25 protein-coding genes are annotated in these 23,597 nt (G+C 68.4%); 12 read left to right on the top strand and 13 right to left on the bottom strand.

Annotated elements, in window-relative coordinates; genetic code table 11:
* Window position 1 precedes the first annotated feature (1 nt).
* From J7E91_RS20195 to J7E91_RS20180, 4 genes are read right to left on the bottom strand one after another with little or no spacing between them, the layout of a single operon-like run.
* Window positions 2-1,054 (bottom strand): ArsO family NAD(P)H-dependent flavin-containing monooxygenase, encoded by a 1,053-nt coding sequence (locus J7E91_RS20195; RefSeq protein WP_308376810.1) that lies wholly within the window; start codon window positions 1,052-1,054, stop codon window positions 2-4.
* Window positions 1,051-1,191: a hypothetical protein gene (locus tag J7E91_RS20190; RefSeq protein ID WP_214906738.1), complete on the bottom strand. Its 141-nt coding sequence runs from the start codon at window positions 1,189-1,191 to the stop codon at window positions 1,051-1,053. Before J7E91_RS20190 ends, J7E91_RS20195 begins: the two co-directional genes overlap by 4 nt.
* A complete protein-coding gene (gene arsB / locus J7E91_RS20185; protein WP_214906736.1) occupies window positions 1,191-2,297 on the bottom strand; it encodes an ACR3 family arsenite efflux transporter in 1,107 nt (368 codons plus the stop codon). The genes J7E91_RS20190 and arsB overlap by 1 nt, the downstream gene beginning before the upstream one ends.
* Window positions 2,294-2,602: a helix-turn-helix transcriptional regulator gene (locus J7E91_RS20180; RefSeq protein ID WP_214906734.1), complete on the bottom strand. Its 309-nt coding sequence runs from the start codon at window positions 2,600-2,602 to the stop codon at window positions 2,294-2,296. The genes arsB and J7E91_RS20180 overlap by 4 nt, the downstream gene beginning before the upstream one ends.
* A gap of 90 nt (window positions 2,603-2,692) precedes the next feature.
* Between J7E91_RS20180 and J7E91_RS20175 the strand changes: the two genes are divergently transcribed.
* From J7E91_RS20175 to J7E91_RS20145, 7 genes are all read left to right on the top strand, one after another.
* On the top strand, window positions 2,693-3,106 hold the full coding sequence (locus J7E91_RS20175; RefSeq protein ID WP_214906732.1) for an arsenate reductase ArsC: 414 nt from the start codon (window positions 2,693-2,695) through the stop codon (window positions 3,104-3,106).
* On the top strand, window positions 3,103-4,086 hold the full coding sequence (trxB, locus tag J7E91_RS20170) for a thioredoxin-disulfide reductase (RefSeq protein WP_214906725.1): 984 nt from the start codon (window positions 3,103-3,105) through the stop codon (window positions 4,084-4,086). Before J7E91_RS20175 ends, trxB begins: the two co-directional genes overlap by 4 nt.
* Before the next feature lie 25 nt (window positions 4,087-4,111).
* Window positions 4,112-4,435 carry a thioredoxin gene (trxA, locus tag J7E91_RS20165; RefSeq protein ID WP_214906723.1) on the top strand — a complete coding sequence of 108 codons (324 nt, stop codon included), beginning with the start codon at window positions 4,112-4,114 and terminating at the stop codon, window positions 4,433-4,435.
* Window positions 4,436-4,550: 115 nt separating this feature from the next.
* Window positions 4,551-4,859: a hypothetical protein gene (locus J7E91_RS20160; protein WP_214906721.1), complete on the top strand. Its 309-nt coding sequence runs from the start codon at window positions 4,551-4,553 to the stop codon at window positions 4,857-4,859.
* Window positions 4,860-4,958: 99 nt separating this feature from the next.
* A complete protein-coding gene (locus J7E91_RS20155; protein WP_214906719.1) occupies window positions 4,959-5,597 on the top strand; it encodes an FAD/NAD(P)-binding oxidoreductase in 639 nt (212 codons plus the stop codon).
* A 299-nt stretch (window positions 5,598-5,896) separates the two neighbouring features.
* Window positions 5,897-7,096 carry a PP2C family protein-serine/threonine phosphatase gene (locus tag J7E91_RS20150; protein ID WP_308376807.1) on the top strand — a complete coding sequence of 400 codons (1,200 nt, stop codon included), beginning with the start codon at window positions 5,897-5,899 and terminating at the stop codon, window positions 7,094-7,096.
* A gap of 1,346 nt (window positions 7,097-8,442) precedes the next feature.
* Window positions 8,443-8,829: an ATP-binding protein gene (locus J7E91_RS20145; RefSeq protein ID WP_214906715.1), complete on the top strand. Its 387-nt coding sequence runs from the start codon at window positions 8,443-8,445 to the stop codon at window positions 8,827-8,829.
* Window positions 8,830-8,986: 157 nt separating this feature from the next.
* Here J7E91_RS20145 and J7E91_RS20140 read toward each other — a convergent pair whose 3' ends face one another.
* Window positions 8,987-11,629 carry a S8 family peptidase gene (locus J7E91_RS20140; RefSeq protein ID WP_214906713.1) on the bottom strand — a complete coding sequence of 881 codons (2,643 nt, stop codon included), beginning with the start codon at window positions 11,627-11,629 and terminating at the stop codon, window positions 8,987-8,989.
* Window positions 11,622-12,608, bottom strand: coding sequence for an AAA family ATPase (locus tag J7E91_RS20135; RefSeq protein ID WP_214906711.1), 987 nt, complete (start codon window positions 12,606-12,608; stop codon window positions 11,622-11,624). Before J7E91_RS20135 ends, J7E91_RS20140 begins: the two co-directional genes overlap by 8 nt.
* A 989-nt stretch (window positions 12,609-13,597) precedes the next feature.
* On the opposite strand from J7E91_RS20135, the gene J7E91_RS20130 reads away from it, so the two are divergent.
* The 3 genes from J7E91_RS20130 (at window position 13,598) to J7E91_RS20120 (ending at window position 15,520) form a co-directional block, all read left to right on the top strand.
* Entirely contained in the window at window positions 13,598-14,788 is a 1,191-nt protein-coding gene (locus tag J7E91_RS20130) for a tyrosine-type recombinase/integrase (protein WP_308376804.1), read from the top strand.
* Window positions 14,789-14,984: 196 nt separating this feature from the next.
* Window positions 14,985-15,269 carry a type II toxin-antitoxin system Phd/YefM family antitoxin gene (locus J7E91_RS20125; RefSeq protein ID WP_214906707.1) on the top strand — a complete coding sequence of 95 codons (285 nt, stop codon included), beginning with the start codon at window positions 14,985-14,987 and terminating at the stop codon, window positions 15,267-15,269.
* On the top strand, window positions 15,266-15,520 hold the full coding sequence (locus tag J7E91_RS20120; protein WP_214906705.1) for a Txe/YoeB family addiction module toxin: 255 nt from the start codon (window positions 15,266-15,268) through the stop codon (window positions 15,518-15,520). Before J7E91_RS20125 ends, J7E91_RS20120 begins: the two co-directional genes overlap by 4 nt.
* A gap of 3 nt (window positions 15,521-15,523) precedes the next feature.
* Here J7E91_RS20120 and J7E91_RS36095 read toward each other — a convergent pair whose 3' ends face one another.
* The 4 genes from J7E91_RS36095 to J7E91_RS20105 form a co-directional block, all read right to left on the bottom strand.
* A complete protein-coding gene (locus tag J7E91_RS36095; RefSeq protein WP_251015974.1) occupies window positions 15,524-16,108 on the bottom strand; it encodes a hypothetical protein in 585 nt (194 codons plus the stop codon).
* Entirely contained in the window at window positions 16,105-16,671 is a 567-nt protein-coding gene (locus J7E91_RS36090; RefSeq protein ID WP_251015973.1) for a hypothetical protein, read from the bottom strand. Before J7E91_RS36090 ends, J7E91_RS36095 begins: the two co-directional genes overlap by 4 nt.
* Before the next feature lie 443 nt (window positions 16,672-17,114).
* Window positions 17,115-17,696: a Uma2 family endonuclease gene (locus J7E91_RS20110; protein WP_214906703.1), complete on the bottom strand. Its 582-nt coding sequence runs from the start codon at window positions 17,694-17,696 to the stop codon at window positions 17,115-17,117.
* Between the two features lie 258 nt (window positions 17,697-17,954).
* Window positions 17,955-18,569, bottom strand: a complete 615-nt coding sequence (locus J7E91_RS20105) for an antibiotic biosynthesis monooxygenase (RefSeq protein WP_214906701.1) — start codon at window positions 18,567-18,569, stop codon at window positions 17,955-17,957.
* Between the two features lie 237 nt (window positions 18,570-18,806).
* Between J7E91_RS20105 and J7E91_RS20100 the strand changes: the two genes are divergently transcribed.
* Window positions 18,807-19,961, top strand: a complete 1,155-nt coding sequence (locus J7E91_RS20100; RefSeq protein WP_214906923.1) for a class I SAM-dependent methyltransferase — start codon at window positions 18,807-18,809, stop codon at window positions 19,959-19,961.
* Here the strand turns inward: J7E91_RS20100 and J7E91_RS20095 are convergent.
* Window positions 19,888-20,319 (bottom strand): nuclear transport factor 2 family protein, encoded by a 432-nt coding sequence (locus J7E91_RS20095; RefSeq protein ID WP_214906699.1) that lies wholly within the window; start codon window positions 20,317-20,319, stop codon window positions 19,888-19,890. The genes J7E91_RS20100 and J7E91_RS20095 overlap by 74 nt on opposite strands.
* A gap of 73 nt (window positions 20,320-20,392) precedes the next feature.
* On the bottom strand, window positions 20,393-21,631 hold the full coding sequence (locus J7E91_RS20090) for an MFS transporter (protein ID WP_214906697.1): 1,239 nt from the start codon (window positions 21,629-21,631) through the stop codon (window positions 20,393-20,395).
* Between the two features lie 114 nt (window positions 21,632-21,745).
* Here J7E91_RS20090 and J7E91_RS20085 point away from each other — a divergent pair, with 114 nt between their 5' ends.
* Window positions 21,746-22,258 (top strand): MarR family winged helix-turn-helix transcriptional regulator, encoded by a 513-nt coding sequence (locus J7E91_RS20085; protein WP_214906695.1) that lies wholly within the window; start codon window positions 21,746-21,748, stop codon window positions 22,256-22,258.
* Here J7E91_RS20085 and J7E91_RS20080 read toward each other — a convergent pair whose 3' ends face one another.
* Window positions 22,259-23,431 carry a threonine synthase gene (locus J7E91_RS20080; protein WP_374224745.1) on the bottom strand — a complete coding sequence of 391 codons (1,173 nt, stop codon included), beginning with the start codon at window positions 23,429-23,431 and terminating at the stop codon, window positions 22,259-22,261. It lies immediately after the preceding gene.
* Window positions 23,432-23,597: the final 166 nt, after the last annotated feature.

Raw genomic sequence — 23,597 nt, 5'->3', positions numbered from 1 at the left:
GTCAGCCCAGGGCGGCGATCTCGCGGACGGCGTCCCGCGCGGGGCGGCCGACGCCGATCAGCGTGGCCGAGGCGGGTCCCGTCCAATCGCCGTAGCCGAGGAGATGCAGGCGCGGTTCGCCCACCGCCCGGGTGCCGTGGGTGGGGATGTGGCCGCGATCGCCGCGCAGGCCCAGCGGGGCGAGGTGAGACAGGGCGGGGCGGAAGCCGGTGCACCAGATGACCGCTGCGGCTTCCGCTCTCGTTCCGTCCGCCCACTCCGCACCGTCCTCGGTGAGGCGGGCGAACATCGGCTGGGCCTTGAGGAGGCCGGCGTCTCGTGCGGCGCGGACCGGTTCGACGGCGACGATGTCGCCCAGTGAGGCGACGCCCCCTGTGTCCGTGTCCCCGGTGTCCAGGGCGCGGCGGCGTGCGGTGGCGGCGTCGAAGAGTGCGCGGCCGTCGATGTCGTCGGCCAGGAAACGCGCGGGCCGTTGGGTGACCCAGGTCAGATCGGTGTGCGGCGCGAGGTCGGCGGCGATCTGCGCGCCGGAGTTGCCGCCTCCGACAACGATGACCCGTTGCCCTGCGAACTCGCGAGGGCTGAGGTACTGAACGGTGTGCAGCTGACGGCCGGCGAAGATCTCGCGGCCGGGGACGGCAGGGAGAAAGGGCCGCCACCAGGTCCCGGTCGCCGAGACGACCGCGCGGGCGGACCAGGCACCCGTGTCCGTCTCCACCCGCAACTGCTCACCAACACGGTGTACGGCCCTTGCCCGGACCGGCCGCTGGACGGGCAGGGCGTAGCGCTCCTCGTAGGCGGCCAGATACTGGACGACATGGTCCGCGTCCGGGTACTCCGCCCCATTCTGGACGGGCATCAGCCAGCCCGGGAGGGAGGAGTATGCGGCCGGGGAGAAGAGGTGGAGCGAATCCCAGGTGCGCTGCCATGCGCCGCCGGGGGTTGGCTGGGCATCGAGGATGACGAAGTCGAGGTTCTGGCGGCGCAGGTAGTAGCCGGCGGCGAGTCCTGCTTGGCCGCCGCCAATTACTACGACATCCACCGTTCGCGTCACCAGATCACCGCCGTACCGGCGCCGGGCGTCTCGGCTCCCGCTGCATCCCTGCGCAGCGCTGCTCCCGCCACCGGCTGAATGGCGACGCGGGCCGGGGCGTGGACGGCGGGGTGCGGGCGGGAGCCGAGGCTGTGCATCAGTGCTGGGTGGTGCTGGTGGTGAGCGCGGACGGGGTGAACTTCTTACGCCAGGCCAGAGCCACGTAGACGAGGGCGATCAGGACCGGGACCTCGATCAGCGGGCCGACGACGCCGGAGAGCGCCTGACCGGAGGTGACGCCGAAGGTGGCGATGGCCACGGCGATGGCCAGCTCGAAGTTGTTGCCGGCCGCAGTGAAGGCGAGGGTCGCGGTGCGGTCGTAGGCCAGGCCGATGGCCTTGCCGATCAGGAAGCTGCCGAAGAACATGATCGCGAAGTACACGAGCAGCGGCAGCGCGATGCGGACCACGTCGAGCGGTTGAGAGGTGATCGTCTTCCCCTGCAGGGCGAAGAGGATGATGATCGTGAAGAGCAGCCCGTACAGGGCCCAGGGGCCGATCTTCGGCAGGAACTTCGCCTCGTAGGACTCGCGGCCCATCTTCTTCTCGCCCAGGCGGCGGGTGAGGAAACCGGCGAGCAGGGGTACGCCGAGGAAGATGACGACGTTCAAGGCGATCTTCCACAAGGAGATGTGGAGCGTCTCGCCCTCGCCCAGGCCGAGCCAGCCGGGCAGCAGGTCGAGGTAGAGCCAGCCGAGCAGGCCGAACGCGATGACCTGGAAGACCGAGTTCAGGGCCACGAGGACGGCGGCGGCCTCACGGTCGCCGCAGGCGAGGTCGTTCCAGATGATGACCATGGCGATGCAGCGGGCCAGGCCGACGATGATCAGGCCGGTGCGGTACTCGGGCAGGTCCGGCAGGAAGATCCACGCCAGCGCGAACATGACGGCCGGGCCGATGATCCAGTTGATGACCAGCGAAGAGACCATCAGCTTACGGTCACCGGTGACCGCGTCGAGCTTGTCGTACCGGACCTTGGCGAGCACCGGATACATCATGATCAGCAGGCCGACGGCGATCGGCAGGGAGATGCCGCCTATTTCCACCTTCGCCAGTGCGTCGTTCAAGCCGGGGATCAAACGGCCGAGGCCGAGGCCGAGGGCCATGGCCAGGAGGATCCAGACGGCGAGGAAGCGGTCCAGGGTGGACAGCTTCTGGACGACCGAGGACTCCTCGGTCGTCGCGGGTGCTTGCGTGGGGGTCACGGACAGGCCCTCTTGTTCTCGGCGGCGGTACGGGCGGACTCGGCCAGGTCGGCGAACTGGCCGGCGAGCTGGGCGATGACGTCCGGGCGGAGCTTGTAGTACGTGAAGCGCCCGCACGGTTCGGTCTCCACGACCCCGGCCTCGCGCAGGACTCTCAGGTGGTTGGAGAGGTTGGTCTGCCGGGCACCGGTCTCCTCCACCAAGTGGCTGGTGCACAGAGTCTCGCGGGCGAGCAGGGTCACGATCTGGAGCCGGAGCGGATCGCCCAGTACCCGGATCAGTTCAGTGTCGACTGACGTCATCATGTGCTGATACTGTCACATCAGTGGTTGCTGACGCCACCGGGTGCTGATGTCACTTGCGCCTGACTCGTTCGTGAGACAAGAGAGACCCCGATGTCCGAGAAGCCCTCTGTGCTGTTCGTCTGTGTCCACAACGCCGGCCGCTCCCAGATGGCCGCCGCGTGGCTGACCCACCTTGCCGGAGACCGGGTCGAGGTCCGCTCCGCCGGCTCCAACCCGGGCGACGCGGTCAACCCCGCCGCTGTCGAGGCCATGGCCGAGGTCGGCATCGACATCTCCGCCGAGACTCCCAAGATCCTCACCGTGGACGCGGTCAAGGAGTCCGACGTCTGCATCACGATGGGCTGCGGCGACACCTGCCCCGTCTTCCCCGGCAAGCGCTACCTCGACTGGAAGCTCGAAGACCCCGCCGGCCAGGGCGTCGCGGCCGTACGCCCGATCCGTGACGAGATCAAGGTCATGGTCGAGGGCCTTATCAAGGAGATCGCGCCGGAGCCCGCGTCATGAGCAACGACATCCGGAACGTCATCGTCATAGGCTCCGGCCCCGCCGGATACACCGCCGCCCTGTACACGGCGCGCGCCGACCTCAAGCCGCTGGTCTTCGGAGGCGCGATCTTCGTCGGTGGCTCGCTGACCACGACGACCGAGGTCGAGAACTTCCCCGGCTTCCCCGAAGGCGTCCAGGGTCCCCAGCTCATGGAGGACATGCGGGCGCAGGCCGAACGCTTCGGCGCCGAGATGATCGACGACGACATCGTCTCCGTCGACCTCACCGGTGACATCAAGGAGGTCACCGACTCGGCGGGCGCCGTCCACCGCGCGAAGGCCGTGATCGTCGCGACCGGCTCCGGTTACCGCAAGCTCGGCCTGCCGCGCGAGGACGAGCTCTCCGGACGTGGCGTGTCCTGGTGCGCCACCTGCGACGGCTTCTTCTTCCGCGACCGCGACATCGTCGTGGTCGGAGGCGGCGACACCGCGATGGAGGAGGCCACCTTCCTCACGCGCTTCGCGAAGTCCGTCACCGTCGTGCACCGCCGCTCCACGCTGCGGGCCTCCCAGGTCATGCAGAACCGCGCCTTCGCCGACGACAAGATCTCCTTCGCCTTCGACAGCGAGATCGCCGAGATCAAGGACGAGGGCGGCATGCTCTCCGGCCTGACGCTCCGCAATGTCCTCACCGGTGAGACCCGCGACCTCGCCGTCACCGGGCTGTTCATCGCGATCGGCCACGACCCGCGCAGCGAACTCTTCAAGGGTCAGCTGGAGCTGGACGAGGAGGGCTACCTCCAGGTCGAGGCACCGTCGACCCGCACGAACGTCCCCGGCGTCTTCGCCGCCGGTGACGTCGTCGACCACACCTACCGGCAGGCCATCACCGCCGCGGGTTCCGGCTGCGCGGCTGCCCTGGATGCCGAGCGCTACCTCGCCGCCCTCACCGACACCACCCAGAGCGCCGAGCCGGACAAGACACCGGCCGCGGTCTGACCACCCCCGTACCAAGGAGGCCGCCATGGCTCTCAAGAACGTTACCGACGACTCGTTCGAAGCCGATGTCCTCACGAGCGACAAGCCCGTGCTGGTGGACTTCTGGGCGGCCTGGTGCGGCCCGTGCCGCCAGCTCGCTCCCTCGTTGGAGGCGATCGCCGCTGAGCACGGCGGGAAGATCGAGATCGTCAAGCTCAACATCGACGAGAACCCGGCCACGGCGGCCAAGTACGGCGTCATGTCCATCCCGACGATGAACCTCTACATCGGCGGCGAGGTCACCAAGACCATCGTCGGTGCGAAGCCGAAGGCCGCGCTCGAACGCGACCTCGGCGACGTCATCGGCTGACCACATGCCCGCCCGGCAGCAGTTTCACGGTGCCGGACAGGCATGCGGTCCTGTGCTCTGCTCCAATTCGTACGACGACGCCCGCTCCTGGAGGCCCTGGTGACCGGAGCGCATCGTGGCGATCGGTGGGAGTGACGCGGGCATCAGTGCCGGCCTGCGTGCCCGGGAGCTCGATCCGGACAGCGAAGTCACCGTCGTAGTGGCCGACGCCTACCCGAACTTCTCCATCTGCGGCAACCCGGACTACGTGTCGGGTGAGGCCGTGCGGTGGACCGACCTGGTCCACCGCACGGCCGACGATCTCAAGGCCACCGGGATGGAGGTCCGTACGAATACCCGGGCCACCTCCATCGACGTATCCGGGCGGCGGGTCGCTCCGCGCAAGCGCGACGGCCGCACGGAACTGCTCCCTACGACACCCTGATCGTGGGGACCGGCGCGGTCAGTGCCCGGCCGCCGATCAAGCGGCCTCACGGGTTCCGGCGCTCTCGGGCCGCATGACGCCGTCCACCTGCTGCACAGCATGGGCGACACCTTCGAGGTCATGCGGAGCATCGAGGAGCGGCGGCGGGCCACGGCCGTGGTGATCGGCGCCGGATACATCGGTTTGGAGATGGCCGAGGCGCTGACCACCCGCGGCAACGCTGTCACCCAGATCGAGACGCTGCCCCAGGCGCTGCCCACGGTCGATCCTGTACTCGGGGCCCTGGTGCACGCCGAACTCCGCGCCCACGGGGTGGAGGTCATCACCGGCACCACCGTCGAATCCGTCACCACGGACAGCCCCGGCGGCCCCTTGTTGGCGAGGGCAATTGGCCCGGACAGGGAACCCATCGGCCGGACGATGGACCTGGTCCTGGTGGTCGTCGGCTCTGCTCCTGAGCGGGTGGTCTCCAGTTCTGCGCTCGACGTTGCCGTCCTCGAGCCGGCCGCGAACGTGAGGCCGTCACTCCGCCTGCTGGCACCGGGCGGAGCGTGCGAGAGGTCCCACCGCGTCCACAATCCTCAGCTCCGCTCATCTGGACGATCAGGGCGTCGTCGCGCCGCCGCGACGATCACCACGGGTGCGGGTGCCCGGAAGCACCGCACGACCGTCGGAAACTCCAAGAGCCTTTGCCCAACCGGTACCGGGCCCACAGGGACGCCACCAGCCTTACGGTGACGCACCCTGCCGTCGTCTCCCTTGGCTGCGGTGCGCCGAGCCGAAGGCCCGTACGTCTCATACACGTCTCCTGCCGGCAGGTGGGAGACTTGCGGGGACCGCTGTCCTGGCCGGCCCCTCGTCGAGGGGTCCCGGGTGGGCGTGCCGGTGTTGTTTCTTCGGGCTTGGGTCCCGTGGTTCCCGGTGGCGTATGCGTGTGTCTATTCGCGGGCCTGTGTGGTCGTGCGCTGGTGGGGATGGGTCATGGCAGAAGAGGAATATGTCGGCGGCGGGCTGGAGTCTGGGCTGCGGAGACGGGCGTGACAGCGCTCGGCTTGGCGCGAGCACTGACCGGCCTGTTGGCAGCCAGCCATTCGGCGCCGTTCGAGCAGGTGCCCCTCCTTCTCGACACGGCCGCGAAGGAAGCCGGTGTGGGCGGGGCACGGCTGTTCGTGGCGGATCTCCAGGAGGAGGTGCTGCGCGAGGTCACCGGCCTCGGTCTGAGCGCCGGCAAGGGCGGCGAGGAGTACGCGATCGAGGGCACACTGCCCGGCCGCACCTACCAGACGGCTGAGATCACGGCGCCGGCCCGTGGCGGGGCGTGCTGGGTGCCGGTACGGGACGGCGCTGAACGCTTGGGGGTCCTGCACGTCGACCCTGGCGACGAGGACGGGGGCCGACCCGATGAGGAAGTCATGCGGGCGCTGGCGTCGATGGCCGGGCTGCTGCTGACCTCGAAGCGGGCCAACAGCGACTCCCACGCCCGGCTGACCCGCGTCCGGCCGATGGGGATACCGGCGGAACTGCAGTGGAGCATGATGCCGCCGCGGACGTTCTCCGACCGGCGGGTCACGGTCAGCGCCTTCATGGAACCCGCCTACGAGGTGGCCGGGGACGCCTTCGAGTACGCGGTGGCCGAGGATGTCCTGCACCTCGCGGTCTTCGACGCCATGGGCCACGACACCTCTGCCGGCCTGACCGCGGCCCTGGCCATGGCCACCTGCCGCAGCCACCGCCGCGCCGGCGCCACCATCCCCGACGCCAGCGCGGCCATCGAGGACACCCTCATCGAGCAGTTCGGACACAGCCGCTACGCCACCGGCATCCTCGCCGACCTCGAGCTGGACACCGGAAAATTCAGCTGGGTCAACCGCGGTCACCTGCTACCAGTGCTGATCCGCGGCGGCCGCTGGGCCAGCACGCTGCACTGCCCGCCCGCCGGGCCGATGGGCAGCGGATTCAATCTGCCGATCCAGCAGAGCACCGAACAGCTGGAGCCCGGCGACCGGCTGCTGCTGTTCACCGACGGCATCACCGAAGCCCGCGACACCGACGGCCGCGAGTTCGGCGTGGAACGCTTCACCGACTTCATCATCCGCCATCAAGCCGACAACCTCCCCCTCGACGAAACGCTGCGCCGTCTCATGCACGCCGTCATGGACTACCACCAGGGACGACTGGAGGACGACGCCACCGTCCTGTTCTGCGAATGGCACGGCCCGCGCACCTCGGCAGGGTGAAACCTCGGATGGACTGGGGCCACTTCACCGCCGCGAGGCGGCGAAGGGGCGTCCTCCGCCTACCGGTCGCCTGTTCATCCGAGGCGCGCAGTGAACCCATGCCCCGGACGACAGGGGTGGCGAGGGCCGCGGTTCCATGGTCCGCCGCATCGACTCCCCACCGCCGGCAGGCACCACCTGTTGCGCGCGCGGGCGAAAGCCTGGGGCTGAGCCCAGAGAATCACTCACCGATCCGGTAGAACTCGACGTCCCCGTAGTTGCAGGTGTTGGCGGTGCCGCTGGTGGCTCCCACGACCATCTCCACCGATCCGCCCTCGTGCCGGTCGGCCACGCACAGAGATGCGCGCGGGCATCTCATCGCACCAGAAGCTCCTGCACTGCCAGGTCCCGTTCCAGTTCCGGTAGCCGAAGGTGACCGACTGGCGCGTCAGCGTCCCGGACGCGCAGGAGGCAGACGGGGTAGCCGTCGTCAAGGCGGCCGAACGAGTCGTCTGCTGTCATCTCACCTCTCTGTGGAACACGCTGGAGGGGCCCTGGTGCCATTGGCACCAGGGCCCCGAAGGAACTGCTACACCATCTGCCGGCCCTGATACTGCGCCGACCTTCTGTTTCCGCAGACCCGACCAAGATGCTGTCGGATTTGCGGGGATCGCGGTTGCTCGACCGGAGACCACCTCACTATCGATGTCCTGCGGTACCCGGGCTCAAGACTTCCGCCCGGGCGATCCTGATGGCGCCTGGCTCCTCCGTTCTTCCCTCTGGGATCGATCACTTACTACTGCTGGTGATGCGAACTGCTCTGTGGCCTGCGACAGCGCCACTCTTCGGCAGCCAGCCCCGTCGCCCGTCCTGCGTCTGCTCTGGCTTAGAACCCCACTGCCGAACCTCCCGGTGCGCGCGCCCGCAGCCGACGCCTTCACCGAGGTGCTGCTCACTTCCTTCACTGCTGGGTACTGCGAACTGCACCTACCGAACTGCGGTACTGCTCACGACGGCCCCTGATCACTGCGGGCCATCCAGTTCGGTCGTCAGTCCCGTCGCCGTCCTGCAACAACCCTGACTTCGGAACTCCACCACCGAACCGTCCTGCGAACTACAACTGCGGTACTACTGCCCGGCAGTTCGTCCCTGCCAAGCCGTGTTGATCTCGGTTACGAGAGAAACCATAACCACGGCACTGGTCAATGTCTACTCCAGCTGACACAGATTTCCCCATGTTCGACGGCGAGGTAATCGACCTCGAACAGTGATGGAGGCTGGGGATGAACCGGGTTGACGCGCCGCAGCCGGGGCACAAGCCCCGGACGCACAGGAAGCATTGACGATCCAGAGACCAGGGAGACCTGATGGACACGATGAGCGTCAATGTCTCACCCCTCCACTCCGCGACGTCCGTCGCCGGCGCACGCGAGAGCACCCGGGGCTTTCTCGACGGGCTCGTACCGGCGATTGAAGCCGAGGCGGCCGACACCGTGGTCCTGGTCGTCTCGGAGCTCGTCACCAACGCCCTGCGTCATGGCGGTGGCGCCTGCACGCTGGAGCTGATCGCTCACCCAGACAGCGTCGAGGTGGCCGTGCGCGACCGTAGCCCGCAGGTGCCCCGCATGCGCACCCCTGACCTGAACGGCGGCGCCGGGGGCTTCGGCTGGCCCATGGTCAACCGCCTCGCCCGCGCCACCACTGTGAACCGCCAGGCGGACGGCAAAACCGTACGCGCCTTCCTCGCCCGATAGCGCCCGGGCGCCGATGCCCACGGGCTCTCCCGCTTTGCTGTGGCGCAACTTCGAGCGTTCTGGTTATCTGCCGACGATGAACCGAAGCTGCGGCGTCGGGCCGGGGCCTCACGTCGAGGGGCGGGGCTCGGTGTCACAGATGAACCCGCCTGGGGAGCTACCAGCCGAATTCCATCTGAATGGGGATGCCGTCCATAATTTCGGTCTGGGCGTGTGGAGCCACTCCGATCGACACGCCGAGCTGGGTGGCGATGGGCGTATACAGGTCGGTGGAGACCTCTGGTGTGCGCAGGGAGATCAGGAGGGCGTAGCTGACGGGCAGGCCGATGCGGTCGTTGCGCCTGTTCGCCTTCCACCAGCCTCCGACGGGGTAGACGGCGAGCGTGCCGCAGTCGGCGAGTTCGGCCGCCGATCCGCGCCAGATGTCCGCGTGCAGGGAGCCGAGATTGCGGGCGCGGGGGCCGACCAGCCACCTGCTGTTGGACTCGAATGCCCTGGGGTTGCCAAGGCCGTCGCTCTCGTGTTCGGCCTGTTCGACCAGTCGCCTCTGGAAGGAGTCGCTGGATTCGGCGGAGCCCTTGATGGCGAAGCGCAGGCCGTGCGAGGCGTAGCTGAAGCGGCCGAGCATGCCGCGCCGGCCGGGATTGGGCTCGATCATGTAGGCGAGCGTGACGCGCAGGTCGACGGTGGTTTCGGCCAGGTCGCGCAGTTGTTCCAGGGGCCACGGCAGCTCGTGCAGCTTGAGTTCGGCCAGGCGAACCTGTCCGCCCTTGACCTTGTAGGGCACCAGGGTGTTCTGGATGATCATTGTGACGGCGTTCGAGGCGCTGCTGCGGATACGTTCGGCGGTGGGCATGCCCCATCCGTACCGGCGGATCACCTGTCGCATCACGTCGCCCTTGGCGAGTTTGGGGGTGCCGGTCTTCTTGAACAGGCCCTGCTCGACCATGGCCGGGGTCCACTGGGCTTCGTGGACGAGAAGGGCGCGAACCGTCTCCTGCCGCAGCCCGGGGTAGGCGCTCATCGCCGTGGCGGCGAGCGCAGCCGCCTGGGCCGTGGCAGCGCTCGTGGCGTTCGTCCAGGTCAGCTGACGCGCCGGGTCGTGGTGGGTGGTCGCCACGCTCACCAGATCGTGGGCGTCCAGGACGCTGTCGTCAGGGGCGACGAGCATGTTGCCGCCCTCCAGAACGATGTCGGGCTTGGTGATGGCCGCGTTTGTCAGCGCCACCGAGGTCCGGCTGAAGGGGGACAGGGCGCCCGGCGCCGCCAGCGCACGGTATCCCCGGAAGAGAGCGGAATCGGGGACGGCGTCCAGATGCGTGCACGCCCCGACGGTGAGTACGTTGTGCGCCTGGGCGGGTTCCTCGATGCGCGACAGGTCGGACAGAAGCAGCGGATCCAGCGTGCCGTCGTCGCGGCGCATCTGGTGGGGCACGGCACCGCGGATGTTGCCGGCGCTGACGATGATCAGACGTGATGCTTCAGGATCGGGCGCTCCGATCAGCTCGATCCGGTCGTCCCGGACGGTGACGTCCGTGCCTGCTGCCAGGGCGTCCAGGGTGGCTGACCACAGGGTCGCGGTGCCGTCTACGCCGTTCTCCCCTTCCCCGGACTCCCGGGTGACGGCCATCGAGAAGACCCGTCCGGACGGTGCGGGGCCGCCGTTGCCGATCTCAGCGGTCGCGACCGCGTTCGCGGTCGTCTCCGCACAGGTGCGCGGGGACGCGTCGGGTGTGTGAGCGTCGTTGAGGATCTTCACGGACTCAAGGCCGTGACCGAGCACGACGGGACCTTGTGATTCAAGGGCTGCGGCGAAGTCCCCGAAGAGGGCGAGCCCGGCCATCTGCGTGCCGTGCCCGATCCGGTCGGCCGGTGTGCTGCCAGGGAGCACGCTGTAGGCGCGCTCGTGCAACGCGGGCTTCAGCAGGGCGTGCTCCTGGGCTATCCCTGTGTCCAGGATGCATACCGCCGGGGACTCCGGTGCGGCCGGCTCGATTCGCGCGGCGAGATCCTTGACAAGGTCCACGCGGAACTCGCGGTCAACGGTGTAGAGGCCCTCGGCGAAGGTAGGACTGCGGATCTCAGCAGGGCAGGCGTTCGTGGCCAACAGGAACGCCAGCTCGTTACCGGTCGTCGCGACGTGCGCCACCAGGCGTTCCCCGACATGGATCGCCCGTTCACTGACCCGCCAGCGACGTTCTTCGGCCAGGGAACGCAAGGTGGCAACCGCCGTCGGCGAGATCCGCGGATCGAACCACAACTCCCACCACCGCTCCTCGTCCAACGGCGGCAGATCCTGCCGCTCCTGCCAGAGGTGCTCCAGCAGAGCCCGCTGGACCTGTTCCATATTGGCCACCAGCAGGGCCTGTTTAGGGTTGCCGCCGGGGGTGTTATCCGTGAAGTCGGCGATCTGCTGGGTGAACGAGGCGACTTTGTCGAAGGGGATCCAGACCAGCGCGTCCTGCTGAGTGTTCTCGGTCTGCGGGTGGCTGCTCATGAGGGTCAGGCCAGATGCGTCCAGGCGCTCCAGGCTCAGGGGATGGTCGCGAGCCGCCTCGATACGCACCGCGAAACCGTCAGGCTGACGGTCCTCGGGCGTCTGCTGCATGAGCTGGGTCGCCTCACGGCGGGCCTTCTCCAGCCCGTCCACCAAAGCGTCGGTGTGCCCCTGCCGGTCCGTGTGCTGAACCAGGTCCGGACCGCTCCCGCCGGCAGCCTCGGAGCGCGGCGTGAGGGTGGCGGCCTCCCAGGGCACGATCAGGTGCGGACTGAGCCGTGCGGAAGAGTCGGGCTCAGGCATGGTGGGAGGCGTGCCGCTCGCTCAGGGCTTCCAGCAGCAGCTGCTCGTCCACCACGTCCCGGTCAGCCAGGATGGCTCGTTTGGCTGCTGCTTCCGCCGCTTTGACCAGCTCGGCGTGACTCAGGCCCGATGCACGTTCTGTCACGAGGCCCCACCGTAGTGTGCTTGTGTCCATTCCGGCTAGACGTCGCTGCAGCACCTGTACAGCTTCCTCCCCGGTGGGAGGGCCATAGGTGGCGATCATGTCGAAGCGGCGGAACAGAGCCTGGTCCAGAAGCTGGTGGTGGTTGGTGCCGGCCACCACGAGACTCTCGGAGGGCGCCTCATCAAGGAACAGCAGAAATGAGTTCAGGATCCTGCGGGCTTCGCCGACGTCGTTGCCTGCTGCCCGTTCGGCTCCCAGAGCGTCGAACTCGTCGAACAGGTAGACCGCTCGGGTCTGAGCCACGGCGTCGAAGACCAGACGAAGTTTGGCGGCGGTCTCGCCCATGAACCGGCTGATCAGACCGTCCAGGCGAATGGTGAACAGGGGCAGTTTCAGCTCTCCGGCCAGGGCCGCTGCCGTCATGCTCTTGCCCGTCCCAGGAGGCCCGGACAGCAGAATGCGGTGCACCGGGGTAAAGCCGAAGCGCTCCAGCCGTGCTCGCTGTCGTTGCTCGTGCAGCACGCGGTCCAGCGAGGCACGCAGTCCGGCGTCCAGAGTCATGTCGTCGAGCTGGGTGTCCGGGTAGCCTGCCGTCAGGAGACTGGTCAGCTCACCACGGGGCTGCACCACCGGGGTAGCGGCACGCTGGGTGTCGGGCTTCCCCTGCCGGTGTTGGGCGGTCTCGACCAGCTCACGCAGCTCTACCGCGAACTTCCCCTGCCCCTGGCGGGCGGACTTCGCCGCCACCTGCAGAGCGACGCTGTAGAAGAGATCGTCGTTGGCTTCGGAGTGCGCCCGCACCAGAGCTTTCAGGTGATCGGCGTTCGCCGCCATACGCCTGTCACCCTCCGATGTGGACTGCCTGTTAGAAGAGGTATACCCAAATCAGCGGGCCCCTGCGCCTGCATCGTACGGCCCTGGGCTCCAGGCTGCTGCCCGGATCCTCCACTGGCCGGGATGTCCGAATGAGTGGATCGTGGCGCCAGAACCCGGGCAGCCTGCTGGCCTGGGATCCATCTCTCACCCAGGCCGCGGCAGGGCCGTCTGCCGGTGATGTCCGAATCATGTATGCCGATCGAGGGTCGAGTGCAGGCAACCTACGCGCTCGACGCCCCTCTCAGGACCCGCGTCCCTCAGTCCCTCAGCCTGCTTCCGGATCGAGGATCTGCCAGCGAGAAGCGAGCACTCGCTCCGAAGATCCCGTTCCGGCCGACCGGGGCGCTTTGCCACCCGCCGCCGCCCGTCAGTTGGGGCGGGAGGCGGATGGTCCCTCCACGGCTGGGTGAAGGGCGCGCCGAACTTCCCCTTTGGCCCGGGGCGTGCACAAGCGGGACTACACATTCACCGCAAGGGGTGGTTTGGTCAATTTCTCCTTGCCTGTCTTGATTAGAGGGAGCACGGTTTCGGGTGCGGGGCGAATCAGGGAGGACTGCGCTCGGCGGACGGTGGCCGCAGCGGTGAGGTCCCTAAGCGGAGCACGCGCCGGTCTGGACGGATCGCTGACGCGGATGGCCGTGGGCTGGTGTGCCGCAGGGAGAGCGATACAGCGGCCTGCCTCGCTCTCGGCACGAGCAGAGGAGGCGTGGGTGGCCAGCGTTTTCCAGAAGTGCAAGCGGGATGTCCGGGACCCGAGCTATCCCTGCGAACGCCCAAGGTGCGGCCACAGGTGGACAGTGCGATATCGGGAGCCGGGCGGCAGGCGGGGCCGGCAACGGGAGAAGTCGTTCTCTCGGAGAGTTGGCCTGGACGGTGCGGATGCCTATGTCGTCCACGTCGAGAACGCCAAGAAGTCGGGCACTCTCCTGGACCCCGCTCGGGGAGCCGTGCGCCTGCAGGTTTGGGCACAGGACTGGGTCGAGCGGCGAGCCATCGGTGACACGACTCGCCGCAACTACGAGGGCTTCATTCGCAACCACCTCGTGCCGCGCCTGGGACATAGGACTCTGACCAGTCTGGCGCGCCGCGACTTCGAACAGTTCGCCAAGAGTCTGCACGGATCGGGTGCGGGCCTGGCGGCTTCCACGGTCAACGATCGCATGCTCGTGGTGGCCGCCATGCTGGAGGCGGCCGTAGTCGACAAACAGATCCCGGACAACCCCGCACGAGGGGCCCGGATATCCCGAGCGAGGCCGGCAGCAGCGGATGAAGATGACATCCCGACGCCGACGGAGGTCGATCTGATTGCGGCGAATATATCGCCGCAATACCGGCTCGCGGTCTATTTGCAGGCGGGCACTGGCCAGCGCCCAAGCGAGGCCCTCGCCTTCTCCACCGAATGTCGACGGTCCGGATTCGTCAGGATCCGTTGGCAGGTCAGCGCCATGGCCCACCGTGCGGACTGCCGCACGGTCTTCGTACCGCTCAAAAATCGGACGGAAGGTGAATACCGCGACGTCCCGACCGCCCTCTTTGTTGATCAGGAGATGGACGCTCACCTGTCGACGTGGAAGCCGGTGCCCGTGATCTTCATAGGGCAGAGGGGCAAGCGGCGCAGGCTTGAAGCCTTCTTCTCCCCGCGGTCCCACGGCAAAGGCACGATGCCCACCGCGTCCACCTACGGCTACCACTTCAAAAAAGCGTGCCAGTCGGCCGGACTGGTCGGCCCGGACGGCAAGGCGACATACACACCCGGCAGCCTGCGGCACTTCTTCGCCTCGACCGCCTTGGCCCACGGCGTCCCGATCCACGAGGTCTCACGCTGGCTGGGCCACCGGTCAGTCAAGACCACGATCGACATCTACGGGCATCTGCTGCCGAGCGCCTGGGGCCGCTGTCGTACGGTCCTGCAGAACGCGATGCGGCCGGCACCCCTCACTGAGGCGGACCCGGCTGAGGCGCCGACCGGATCCGGCGTCAGCACCCAGGCGACGGGTCAAGGGGCGGCCGGTGAGGCGACTGAGCTGCATGGTGCTGGGATAGAACTCCCGTGCTGGGATGGTGCTGGGATGGGCACCCCAGAAACCACGTTTCCGCAGGTGGGAGCTCTGTACCAAACATTCCGCTTCAACGTTTGATCAGCTCGTTACTACGAGCTAGGTGCTGCGTCAAGTTGGCAGGTGGCAAGGGGTCGGCTCCCCGGGGAGTCGACCCCTTGCTGCTTCCCGTGCTGGGATGGTGCTGGGATTCCTGATCCTTCGTCAGGCATCTGCTCTGTCCGTGAGCGGTGATAGTGGTACGTTATTCGGTACCACTATCGGGAAGGGTTAGGTCATGTCCATAACTGCGAGCGAAGCCCGCAAGGCACTCTTTCCGCTGATCAAGAAGGTCAACGACAACCACGAGGCCATCGAGATCGTCTCCAAGCACGGCAACGCGGTGCTCGTCTCGGCCGAGGACTATGCGGCGCTACGCGAAGGCTCGTACCTCCTGCGCTCTCCGGCGAACGCTCGCCGGTTGCTCAAGGCGTACGAGAACGCCCTGGCCAACATCAACGTGTCCGAGCGAGACCTGATCGACCCCGACTCGCCGGATGCGGCACGTGAGGGTGCTGAGTGAGGCTCGTCTTCGAGGACCAGGGCTGGGAGGACTACACGTCCTGGCTCAAGAACGACCGTAAGATGCTCGCTCGGATCAACAAGCTCATCGAGGACGTCAAGCGTGACCCCTTCACGGGGATCGGCAAGCCCGAGCCCCTCAAGTATCACTTGCCCGGGGCGTGGTCGAGGAGGATTGACGACGAGCACCGCCTTGTCTACCTGGTCACGGACAGGGAGATCGTGATCCTCGCGGCTCGCTATCACTACTGACCGCTAGTCTTCCGTCATCATCGCGCGGATGACCTCTTGGACGATGCGGTGGATGGCCAGCATGCCGTTCCGGGGGTCGACCAGGGAGAACCGGCGTAGCTCCGCCACGGCACCGTAGACGGACGATCCGGGCGGAAGGTCGAGCGTCGCGAGATGGAGCGGAATGAAGTCAGGAGCAAGCAAGGCACAGCGGGCGAGCACCCCGACGGCGAGATGCCGTCCCGAGGTCTCAGGCGAATGCAGGGCCTGGTCGAGCACCCTTCCCACACTGAGGGTCACCGTCGCGGTCAGCGTCGCCCCCTCCCGGTAGTCGAGCGGCACGAAACCGGGATCGTCGAGCAACCGGGACCGGCAGTCGGCGAGTTCCGTTAGATAGACGCCGACCGGGCATTGGGTCGCCGCGATGTAACCGGTGGCCTGGGCGATGCCGAGCGGGATACCCTCCACCGCGTCGACCAGTGCGTACACCTCGGACTTGGAGACATCTGGTAGCCGTTCCCCAGCCCAGGCAGTGGCCTCCTCGGCCGTCATCCGTTCCACGACCAGCCCGCCGTCCGCCGCCGCCCAGGCCGAGTCGCGAGTGGTCACCAGCACATGCGCCCCCTCGCAGGCCGGCAGCAATCCTCGACAGTGCTGTCGACCTCGGCGGCCGCCATGGCGATGGGGGACAGCCGCAATAGCTCCAACCGGGCCTGGTCGAGGATCTGGTCCCACGGGCCGATCCGGGTCTCGATCTCCAGCCGTCGCAGGAGCAAGTGGTCCTCGGCGGTAAGCGTGATCGAGGTCCGCAGGGACGCGCACGCAGTCAGCCACCGGTCCGTGTCCGGCTCGGTGCGAGCCCGCGCTGCTGCGTCCCGCACGGCCTGCCCCGACGTGTGCACCGGACCGTCCGAGAGGAACCGCAACACCGCAGTACCGCCAAGGTCGGCCTCTCCCCATCGACGGGTAAGCCGCACCAACTCCGGACCTGACCACGATCCCGGCTCGATGCGGGTCTTTGCCTGGGCGAGCAAAAGCGGCTGCCCCTGCGCGTCGCGCACCTCGAAGTCGATGGCCTCGTCGGCGCCCTCCACCCGAAAGGTGTCGGCCTCCGGAAACTGCTCGGGGGTACGGATCAGTTGCAGAATGGCACACGCTGTCTGGAACCCCATGCCCCGTGCTGTGTCAACTCCACCCACGTCCCGCCCCCTCGGCTCTAGATCGCCTCTAGCATGCCGGATCCCACTGACAAGCGTGCCCTGCTCTCCTCGAAGCAACGGACACACAGCAAGGGTGGGGTTCGGGACTCAACCGCACAGGCTGATCGATCCGGATGCGGAGAACTCTGCTGCGGGTGCTGCGTGATGCTTCGCTAATGACCACGGAGTGGCGGTCGGGCACCAGGTGACGGGAGATTCCTACCGTGCTGGGATCGCGCTCGACGCGCCTCCTGGAACGTACAGGGCACAGCTCTGTGGTCGATATTCCGCTTCAATCTGCGACTATCCCGTTACTGCTCGTGAAAAGATTTCTTCAAATGTGCAGGTCAGAAGGGGGCAGACTCTGACGAGTCCGACCCCTTCCGCATTCCCGTGCTGACAGGGTGCTTGGCTGTTCAGCTGCTTCGGGGCGGTGTGAGCTTGTCGAGGTCCACGCTGATCTCGAAGGGCACCGGGCGCTGGAGGCTGCCCCGGAAGATACCGGCGGGCGCGTAGGCGCCGGTGGGTTCGTCGAGCTCGTAGACGTGGACGACGGGGGCCCCGTCCTCATCCTCGATGCACCAGTAGTGCGGGATGCCGGCCTCTGCGTACTTGCGAAGTTTTACGGTGCGATCGCGGTGGGCGGATTCGGGAGATACGGCCTCGACGACGAGCTTCACGTCCTCTGGGGCGTACCAGGTGCGGTCCGGGTCGTAGGGCAGGTCCGTCAGCAAGAGGTCCGGCTCGGGGCGGTTGCGGGCATCGAGGCGGATCGTCATCTCCCGCTCGACCTCGAAGCCAGCCGGCGCCTGCGCCATGAGTGTGGTGGTCAGGGCGGTGACGAGGCGGCCATGCCAGGCCCGCTGGGGCGACATCATGAAGACGAGTGCTCCGTCGATGAGCTCGGTGTGGCGTGGCGCCTCGGGGAGGCGGTCCAGGTCCTCCGCGAACCAGCCTTCCGCGCGCGGCGGGCGCATCCAGTCGGGCAGTGCGGTCATGAGCCAACCCTAGCGATTGCCGCCGTCAAGAGGGGGCGTTGTGCTGCTGATCCGTCTTCGGCGCATGGATGTCGTCGGGATACTTGAGGCCGCGTCGCTGCTGGTGCCCGAAGGGGTTGCCACCGACAACGACATCACCGATGCGGCTCCTGCTCTTGCCCGCGCCACTGTGCGGGATGAACGACGAGCACCCCCTCGTCTACCTGGGTTACGGACAGGGAGATCGTCGTTCGGCGGCCGCTTCGAACGTTCCGTCCGTCAGGACGGGCGGGTCACCTGGGCCAGGACCACTTCGAATTCCTCGATGCTGCGGGTGATCACTCGCGCCTGCGAAGTGGCCTCCGCCCGTACCGCCGCTACGGCGCTGCGGGACGCCGCGAGCGCCTGGCGGTCGGTGTAGAACGCGCCCACGGTGGCCCGGCCCCTGGCGCGGTCGATGAGCAGCGACGTACCCGCGAATCCGGGGATGTCGCGGAGCCTGGGCAGGACGGTGTTGCGGAAAGTCTCCACCAGGAGGTCCGCGTCGCGGGGCTCGAATTCGAGGCGGACCAGCCGGAACCACGCACCGGGCTCCAGCCCCTCCGGGGGACTGGCGACCGCCGCCTCCCAGTTGTCGGTCGCCACCGTGCCGGCGAACGGCGCGATCAGCTCGGCGCGGCGCTCGCGCAGGCGTTCGTCGCTGGCCTGCCGGCTCTCCTCGTCCTCCCACCACGACCCCACCAGGAGCTTCCCGAGCTCGCGGTCGACGAACAAGCCCATCCCGCGGTAACCCGGCTGCTCCGCCAGCAGCCTGCGCCCCTCGGTGCTGATGGCCTCGGTTACGTCGTCGAGCTTGGCCGGATCGCCTGTCGCGTAGGTGGTGCGAACGTACATGGCGGCCTCTCCGCACGTCGGCAGGGGGCGAGCCCCCGATGAGCCCGCGCGTCCTGTGTCCACTCCATGCGACGGGCGGAAGGGGCGTGAATCAAGGTGGCCGGGGCGTTCGGGTGAGTCCGTGAGTCCGTGAGTGTTCTGGGTGGAGAGCGTGGTCCGACCGGCGGAGCATGGAAGGTGGAGCCCGTTCCGCCCGCCGTCGGTGGTGACCTGGCGGGCGCCAGGGAGGACAGCGAGATGACGGAGCAGGCGCTCGACCCCGTACGGAAGGAACAGTTCGCGGAGCGGATGCTTCGCGTACTCAACGATTCCTGCCTGGGGTATCTGTGCAGCCTCGGTCACCGGACGGGGCTCTTCGACGTCATGGCCGGTCTGCCGCCGTCGACCAGTCCGCAGATCGCCGAGGCCACCCGCCTCGACGAGCGGTACGTACGGGAGTGGCTCGGCGGGATGACCGTCGGCGGCTTCATCGAGTACGACCCGGCTCGCGGCACCTACCGGCTGCCGCCCGAGCACGCCGCCTCCCTCGTCCGGGCCGCCGGACCCGGCAACCTCGCCTCCTTCATGCAGGACCTGGCGATGCTGGGCAACGTCGAGGACAAGGTGCTCGACGCGTTCCGCCGGGGCGGTGGCGTCCCGTACTCGGCGTATCCGCGATTCCAGGAGCTCCAGGCGGAGGAGACGGCGCGGGTGTACGACGCCGCGCTCGTCGACACGGTCATCCCGCTGGTGCCCGGCCTCCCCGAGCGGCTGAGCGAGGGCATCAACGCGCTCGACATCGGTACCGGACAGGGCCACGCCGTCAATCTGCTGGCCAGGGCCTTTCCCGCCAGTCAGTTCCTCGGCGTGGACATCTCCGACACCGGTATCGCGGAGGCGCGGGAGGAGGCGGAGCTGCTCGGGCTCGACAACGCCAGGTTCGTGGTGTCCGACTCGGCCGAACTGGCCGGGTCGTACGACCTGATCACGGCCTTCGACGTGATCCACGACCTGGCGCGGCCGGAGCGCACACTGTCGGCCGTGGCGGCCGCGCTACGGGACGACGGGGTGTTCCTGATGGGCGACATCGCCGCCTCCAGCAGGCTGGAGGAGAACATCGACCACCCGCTCGGCCCCACCCTCTACACCTTCTCGGTCTTCTACTGCATGACCGTCTCGCTCGGTGAAGGCGGCGCCGGCCTCGGCACGGTGTGGGGCACGCAGCGGGCGCTCCAGATGCTGGGAGAGGCCGGCTTCGACGACGTCGAGGTGCGTGAGGTGGAGGGCGACATCCTCAACGTCTATTACGTCGCCCGTAAGTCCCCTGGGGGCGTGGGACTCAAGTCGGCGCGTTCGGCAGGAGGCCGAGCTGTCCGAGGAAGTCCAGCTGGTCGAAGTAGAGCCGGTAGCTGACGATCTTGCCGTCCTCGACCGTCGCTACGTCACACCCCCGTACCCTGACGTCCTTCTGCGTCGGCTCCAGGCTCTCGCCGGACGGCAGGACGAGCGGGCCGGTGTTCTTGCCGGTGAAGAAGCCCTCGTCGATCGCCGTGTTGCCCGACTCGTGCTTGTGCACCGACTTGTACTCGCTGTCCGGGATCGCGTCCGTCATCTGACGCCAGTACTCACCGATGTTGTCCCGGCCCCGGATTTCCCCGTCCGGGGTGATGGCGACCGCGTCCTCCGCGAAACACTCCATGACGGCTTTGAGGTCCGTGCCCGTGGTGAGCGCTTCAGTGAGCCGGTCCATGACCTCACGTGCCTGCCCCATGATCCACCTCCGGGTCGGAGTAGTGGCATGTCCCTACCATTTTCCCACAGCGTGGTCTGTACGGCGTGAGGGCTCAGGTGAGGGTGAGCAGTGCCGCGATCGCCGGGCCGAAGGCGCCACCGAGCTGGTAGCAGAGGTTGAACAGGCCGATCACCGTGGGGCGCTGGGAGGCCGGCGCGGCCTGGGTCGCGTACACCGCGAGGGTGGCGTTGCCCGCCGTGGTCGTGAAGACGGCCGCCGCGGCTACGAGGAGGAGCAGCGGTGCCCAGGGGCTCACGGCGGCTGTCACCGGGGCCAGCGCGCCCAAGGTGATCAGGACCGTGAGGACCCGTCGCCTGCCGAGCCGGGCCGAGACCGCGGCGAGGGCCAGGGAGAGGAAGGAGCCCGCGAGGAGGGCGACGAGCTGGCCGGTGCCGATGGTGGCGGTGGACCAGTCCGTACGGTCGGCGAGGAGCTGGGGCACCGCGAAGAGCAGCGTGAAGTACGACGTCGCCAGGGCGCAGGCCAGCAGCGCGGCCAGGGGGAATGCCGGGGTGCGCAGGAGTGCGGCGGGAACGAAGCCGTCGGGGCGGGCGCGGACGTGGGCGGCCAGGAGTGCGGCCGCCGCGAGCGCCGCGCCGGCCGCCGGCAGCGGGAGGTGCGGGACGAAGACCAGGGCGGTGGCCAGTGCCACCAGGAGCGCTGCCCCGCGTCCGTCGAAGGGGGTGGCGGGGGCCGGGTGCGTACGCGGGGCATCGCGGGTCACCGCCGGGAGGGCCAGCAGCGCGAGTACGGAGACCGCGAGCGACACGCGCCAGGAGAGTGCGTCGGCGAGCAGTGAGCCGAGCAGCGGACCGACCGCGCCGAGCACGCCGAAGCCGGCGGTGATGACGCCCATCCGGCGTACCGAACCGGCAAGGCTCATGGCCGAGGTGATGAGACCCGCGCCGCCCACCGCCTGGGCCGCCCGGCCGGGCAGGGCCAGTGCCATCCAGGGTGCGAGGGCGACCAGCAGGGTTCCGGCCAGGACCAGGACCGTACTCACGCGCAGGGTCGTGCGCAGGCCGCGGCGGCGCAGCAGGCTCGCCATCAGCGGGGTGCCGACCGCCATGGCCCACGCGAACGCCGTGACGAGCCAGGTGACCGACGACGGCCGCACCCCGAACGAGCCGGCCATGTCGGGGAGGATCAGTACGGGACTGTTGGCGCCTGCGGCGACGGGTGTGGCGAGCAGTGCGAGCCAGAGCGCCGGGACTTGGCGCACCCGGGCCGGGCCCGGCGGGGCGGTGGCGGCAGTGATGGTGGGATTCGCGCCGGCGGCGGGCTCGGGCATGAGAGCTCCTGTTGTTCGACCTTGATAATCTCAACGTTGAGATAAAAACAGGCCTCCTCTCTCAACGTCAAGTCTCTTAACGTTGAGATTGTGTGCGGTTGAAGGGAGTTAGGGATGAGCGACGCGGTGGACGCGATCATCGGCCAGTGGGCCAAGGAGCGCCCGGACCTGGTGGAAGACCTCTGGCCCGTGCAGGTCCTCGGACGGCTTCAGCGCCTCGGGCGCGTACTGGACAAGGAGTTCAGGACGTTCGCGGCCCGGCGCGGCCTCGAACTCGGCGAGGTGGACGTCCTCACCACGCTGCAGCGTTCCGGCCCGCCGTACGCCCTGCCGGCCGGCGCGCTCCTCAAGGCCGCCATGGTGACCTCCGGCGCGATCACGAACCGCATCGACCGCATGGAGGCCAAGGGGCTGGTGGAGCGCGTCCGCGAAGAGGGCGGCGGCGACCGGCGCACCGTGAGGATCCGGCTCACCGAGCACGGTCACGAGGTCACCCGCGAGTACATGGCAGCCCATCTCGCCAACGAGGCCCGCATGCTGAGCGAACTGGGCCGCGAGGAGAGCGACCGCCTCGGCGACTCGCTGCGCAAGCTGCTGGAGTCCTTCGGGGACACGTCGATCGGCTAGTTACTGGGCCGCGAGCCCCGTCTTCGCCCCCGCGCCGCACAGCGGGACCACCGCGGTGCGGCCCTCCTGTGGAGGATGGGCGCTCATCGCGGCCCAGCACGCCACGCCGGTCGGCTCGACGAAGAGGCCGCGTGCGGCGAGGTCCAGTTGGGCGGCGCGGAGCTGGTCCTCCGTCACGGTCAGGAAGGTTCCACCCGACTCCCGTACAGCACGCAGGATTTGGGCGGCGCGCGGCGGGCGGGGGATCGCGATGCCCTCGGCGAGCGTGGGAGGCGGCGTGTGGGACGGCGTATCGCCGGGCAGATCCTGCGCGCCCGCCCGGAACGCCGCCGCCAGCGGCGACACCGCCTTTGCCTGTACGGCGATCAGTGCGGGGCGGCCGGTGATGAGCCCCTGGGCGTGCAGCTCGCCGATCGCGAGCCACGCGCCGAGCAGCAGCGTGCCGTTGCCGACGGGGACGACGACGGTGTCGGGGAGCCGGCCGCCGAGGTCCTCCCACAGTTCGTAGACGTACGTCTTCGTGCCGTGCAGGAAGTAGGGGTTGTGGACGTGGCTCGCGTAGAAGGTCCCCGGTTGGTCGGCCGCCGCTCGGGCGGCCACCGCCGTGGCCTCGCGGTCTCCGGGGATCAGGGTGACGTGGGCGCCGTGCGCCCGGATCTGCTCGGTCTTCTTGGGGGAGGTCGCCTCGGGGACGTACACCGTGCAGGGCAGCCGGGCCCGTGCGCAGTACGCCGCGACCGCCGTGCCCGCGTTGCCGCTGCTGTCCGCGACGACGCGGGCAACCCGGCCGGGGCCGAGGCGGCGGGCGAGTTCGGCGAGCATGACCGCGCCGCGGTCCTTGAACGACAGCGTCGGCATCAGGAAGTCGAGTTTGGCCGAAATAGAGTCGGTGAGAGGGATGAGCGGAGTGCGGCCTTCCCCGAGCGTCACGCCGGCCGCCGGGCCCGCGAGCGGCAGCGCCTCCTCGTAACGCCACAGTGAATTCACCCGCCCGGTGAGGGAGTTGAGCGGTACGGGCGAAGAGGGGGTGAAGTCGAGATCCCAGGGTCCGCCGCAGGTGGGGCAGTGCCAGGCGAGGGATTCGACGGGGGCGCGGGAGCCGTCGGCCGGGCAGCGGTACGTCATGGACGCTGTCGAAGCCGCCGGAGGGGTCGAAGCCGTCGGGATCGTCATGCGGGAAGCCTAGGCAGCGGCGTGCCCGGCGGACGCTCATGACGGCTGTGTGGCCGGCACATTGCGGGTCCGAATTGACTCTTGTGGGATTCCTATGGATGCGCCAATCTTTCGCCTGGCAGCAAGGCGTGGGAAAGACGCGGACTCCGAAGCGTTCATTTGTCAT

Source organism: Streptomyces sp. ISL-99, assembly GCF_018614005.1.
Classification (GTDB): Bacteria; Actinomycetota; Actinomycetes; order Streptomycetales; family Streptomycetaceae; genus Streptomyces; species Streptomyces flavidovirens.
Note: the sequence above shows the minus strand (reverse complement) of the source record. Positions and strands in the feature narration are given on the sequence as shown.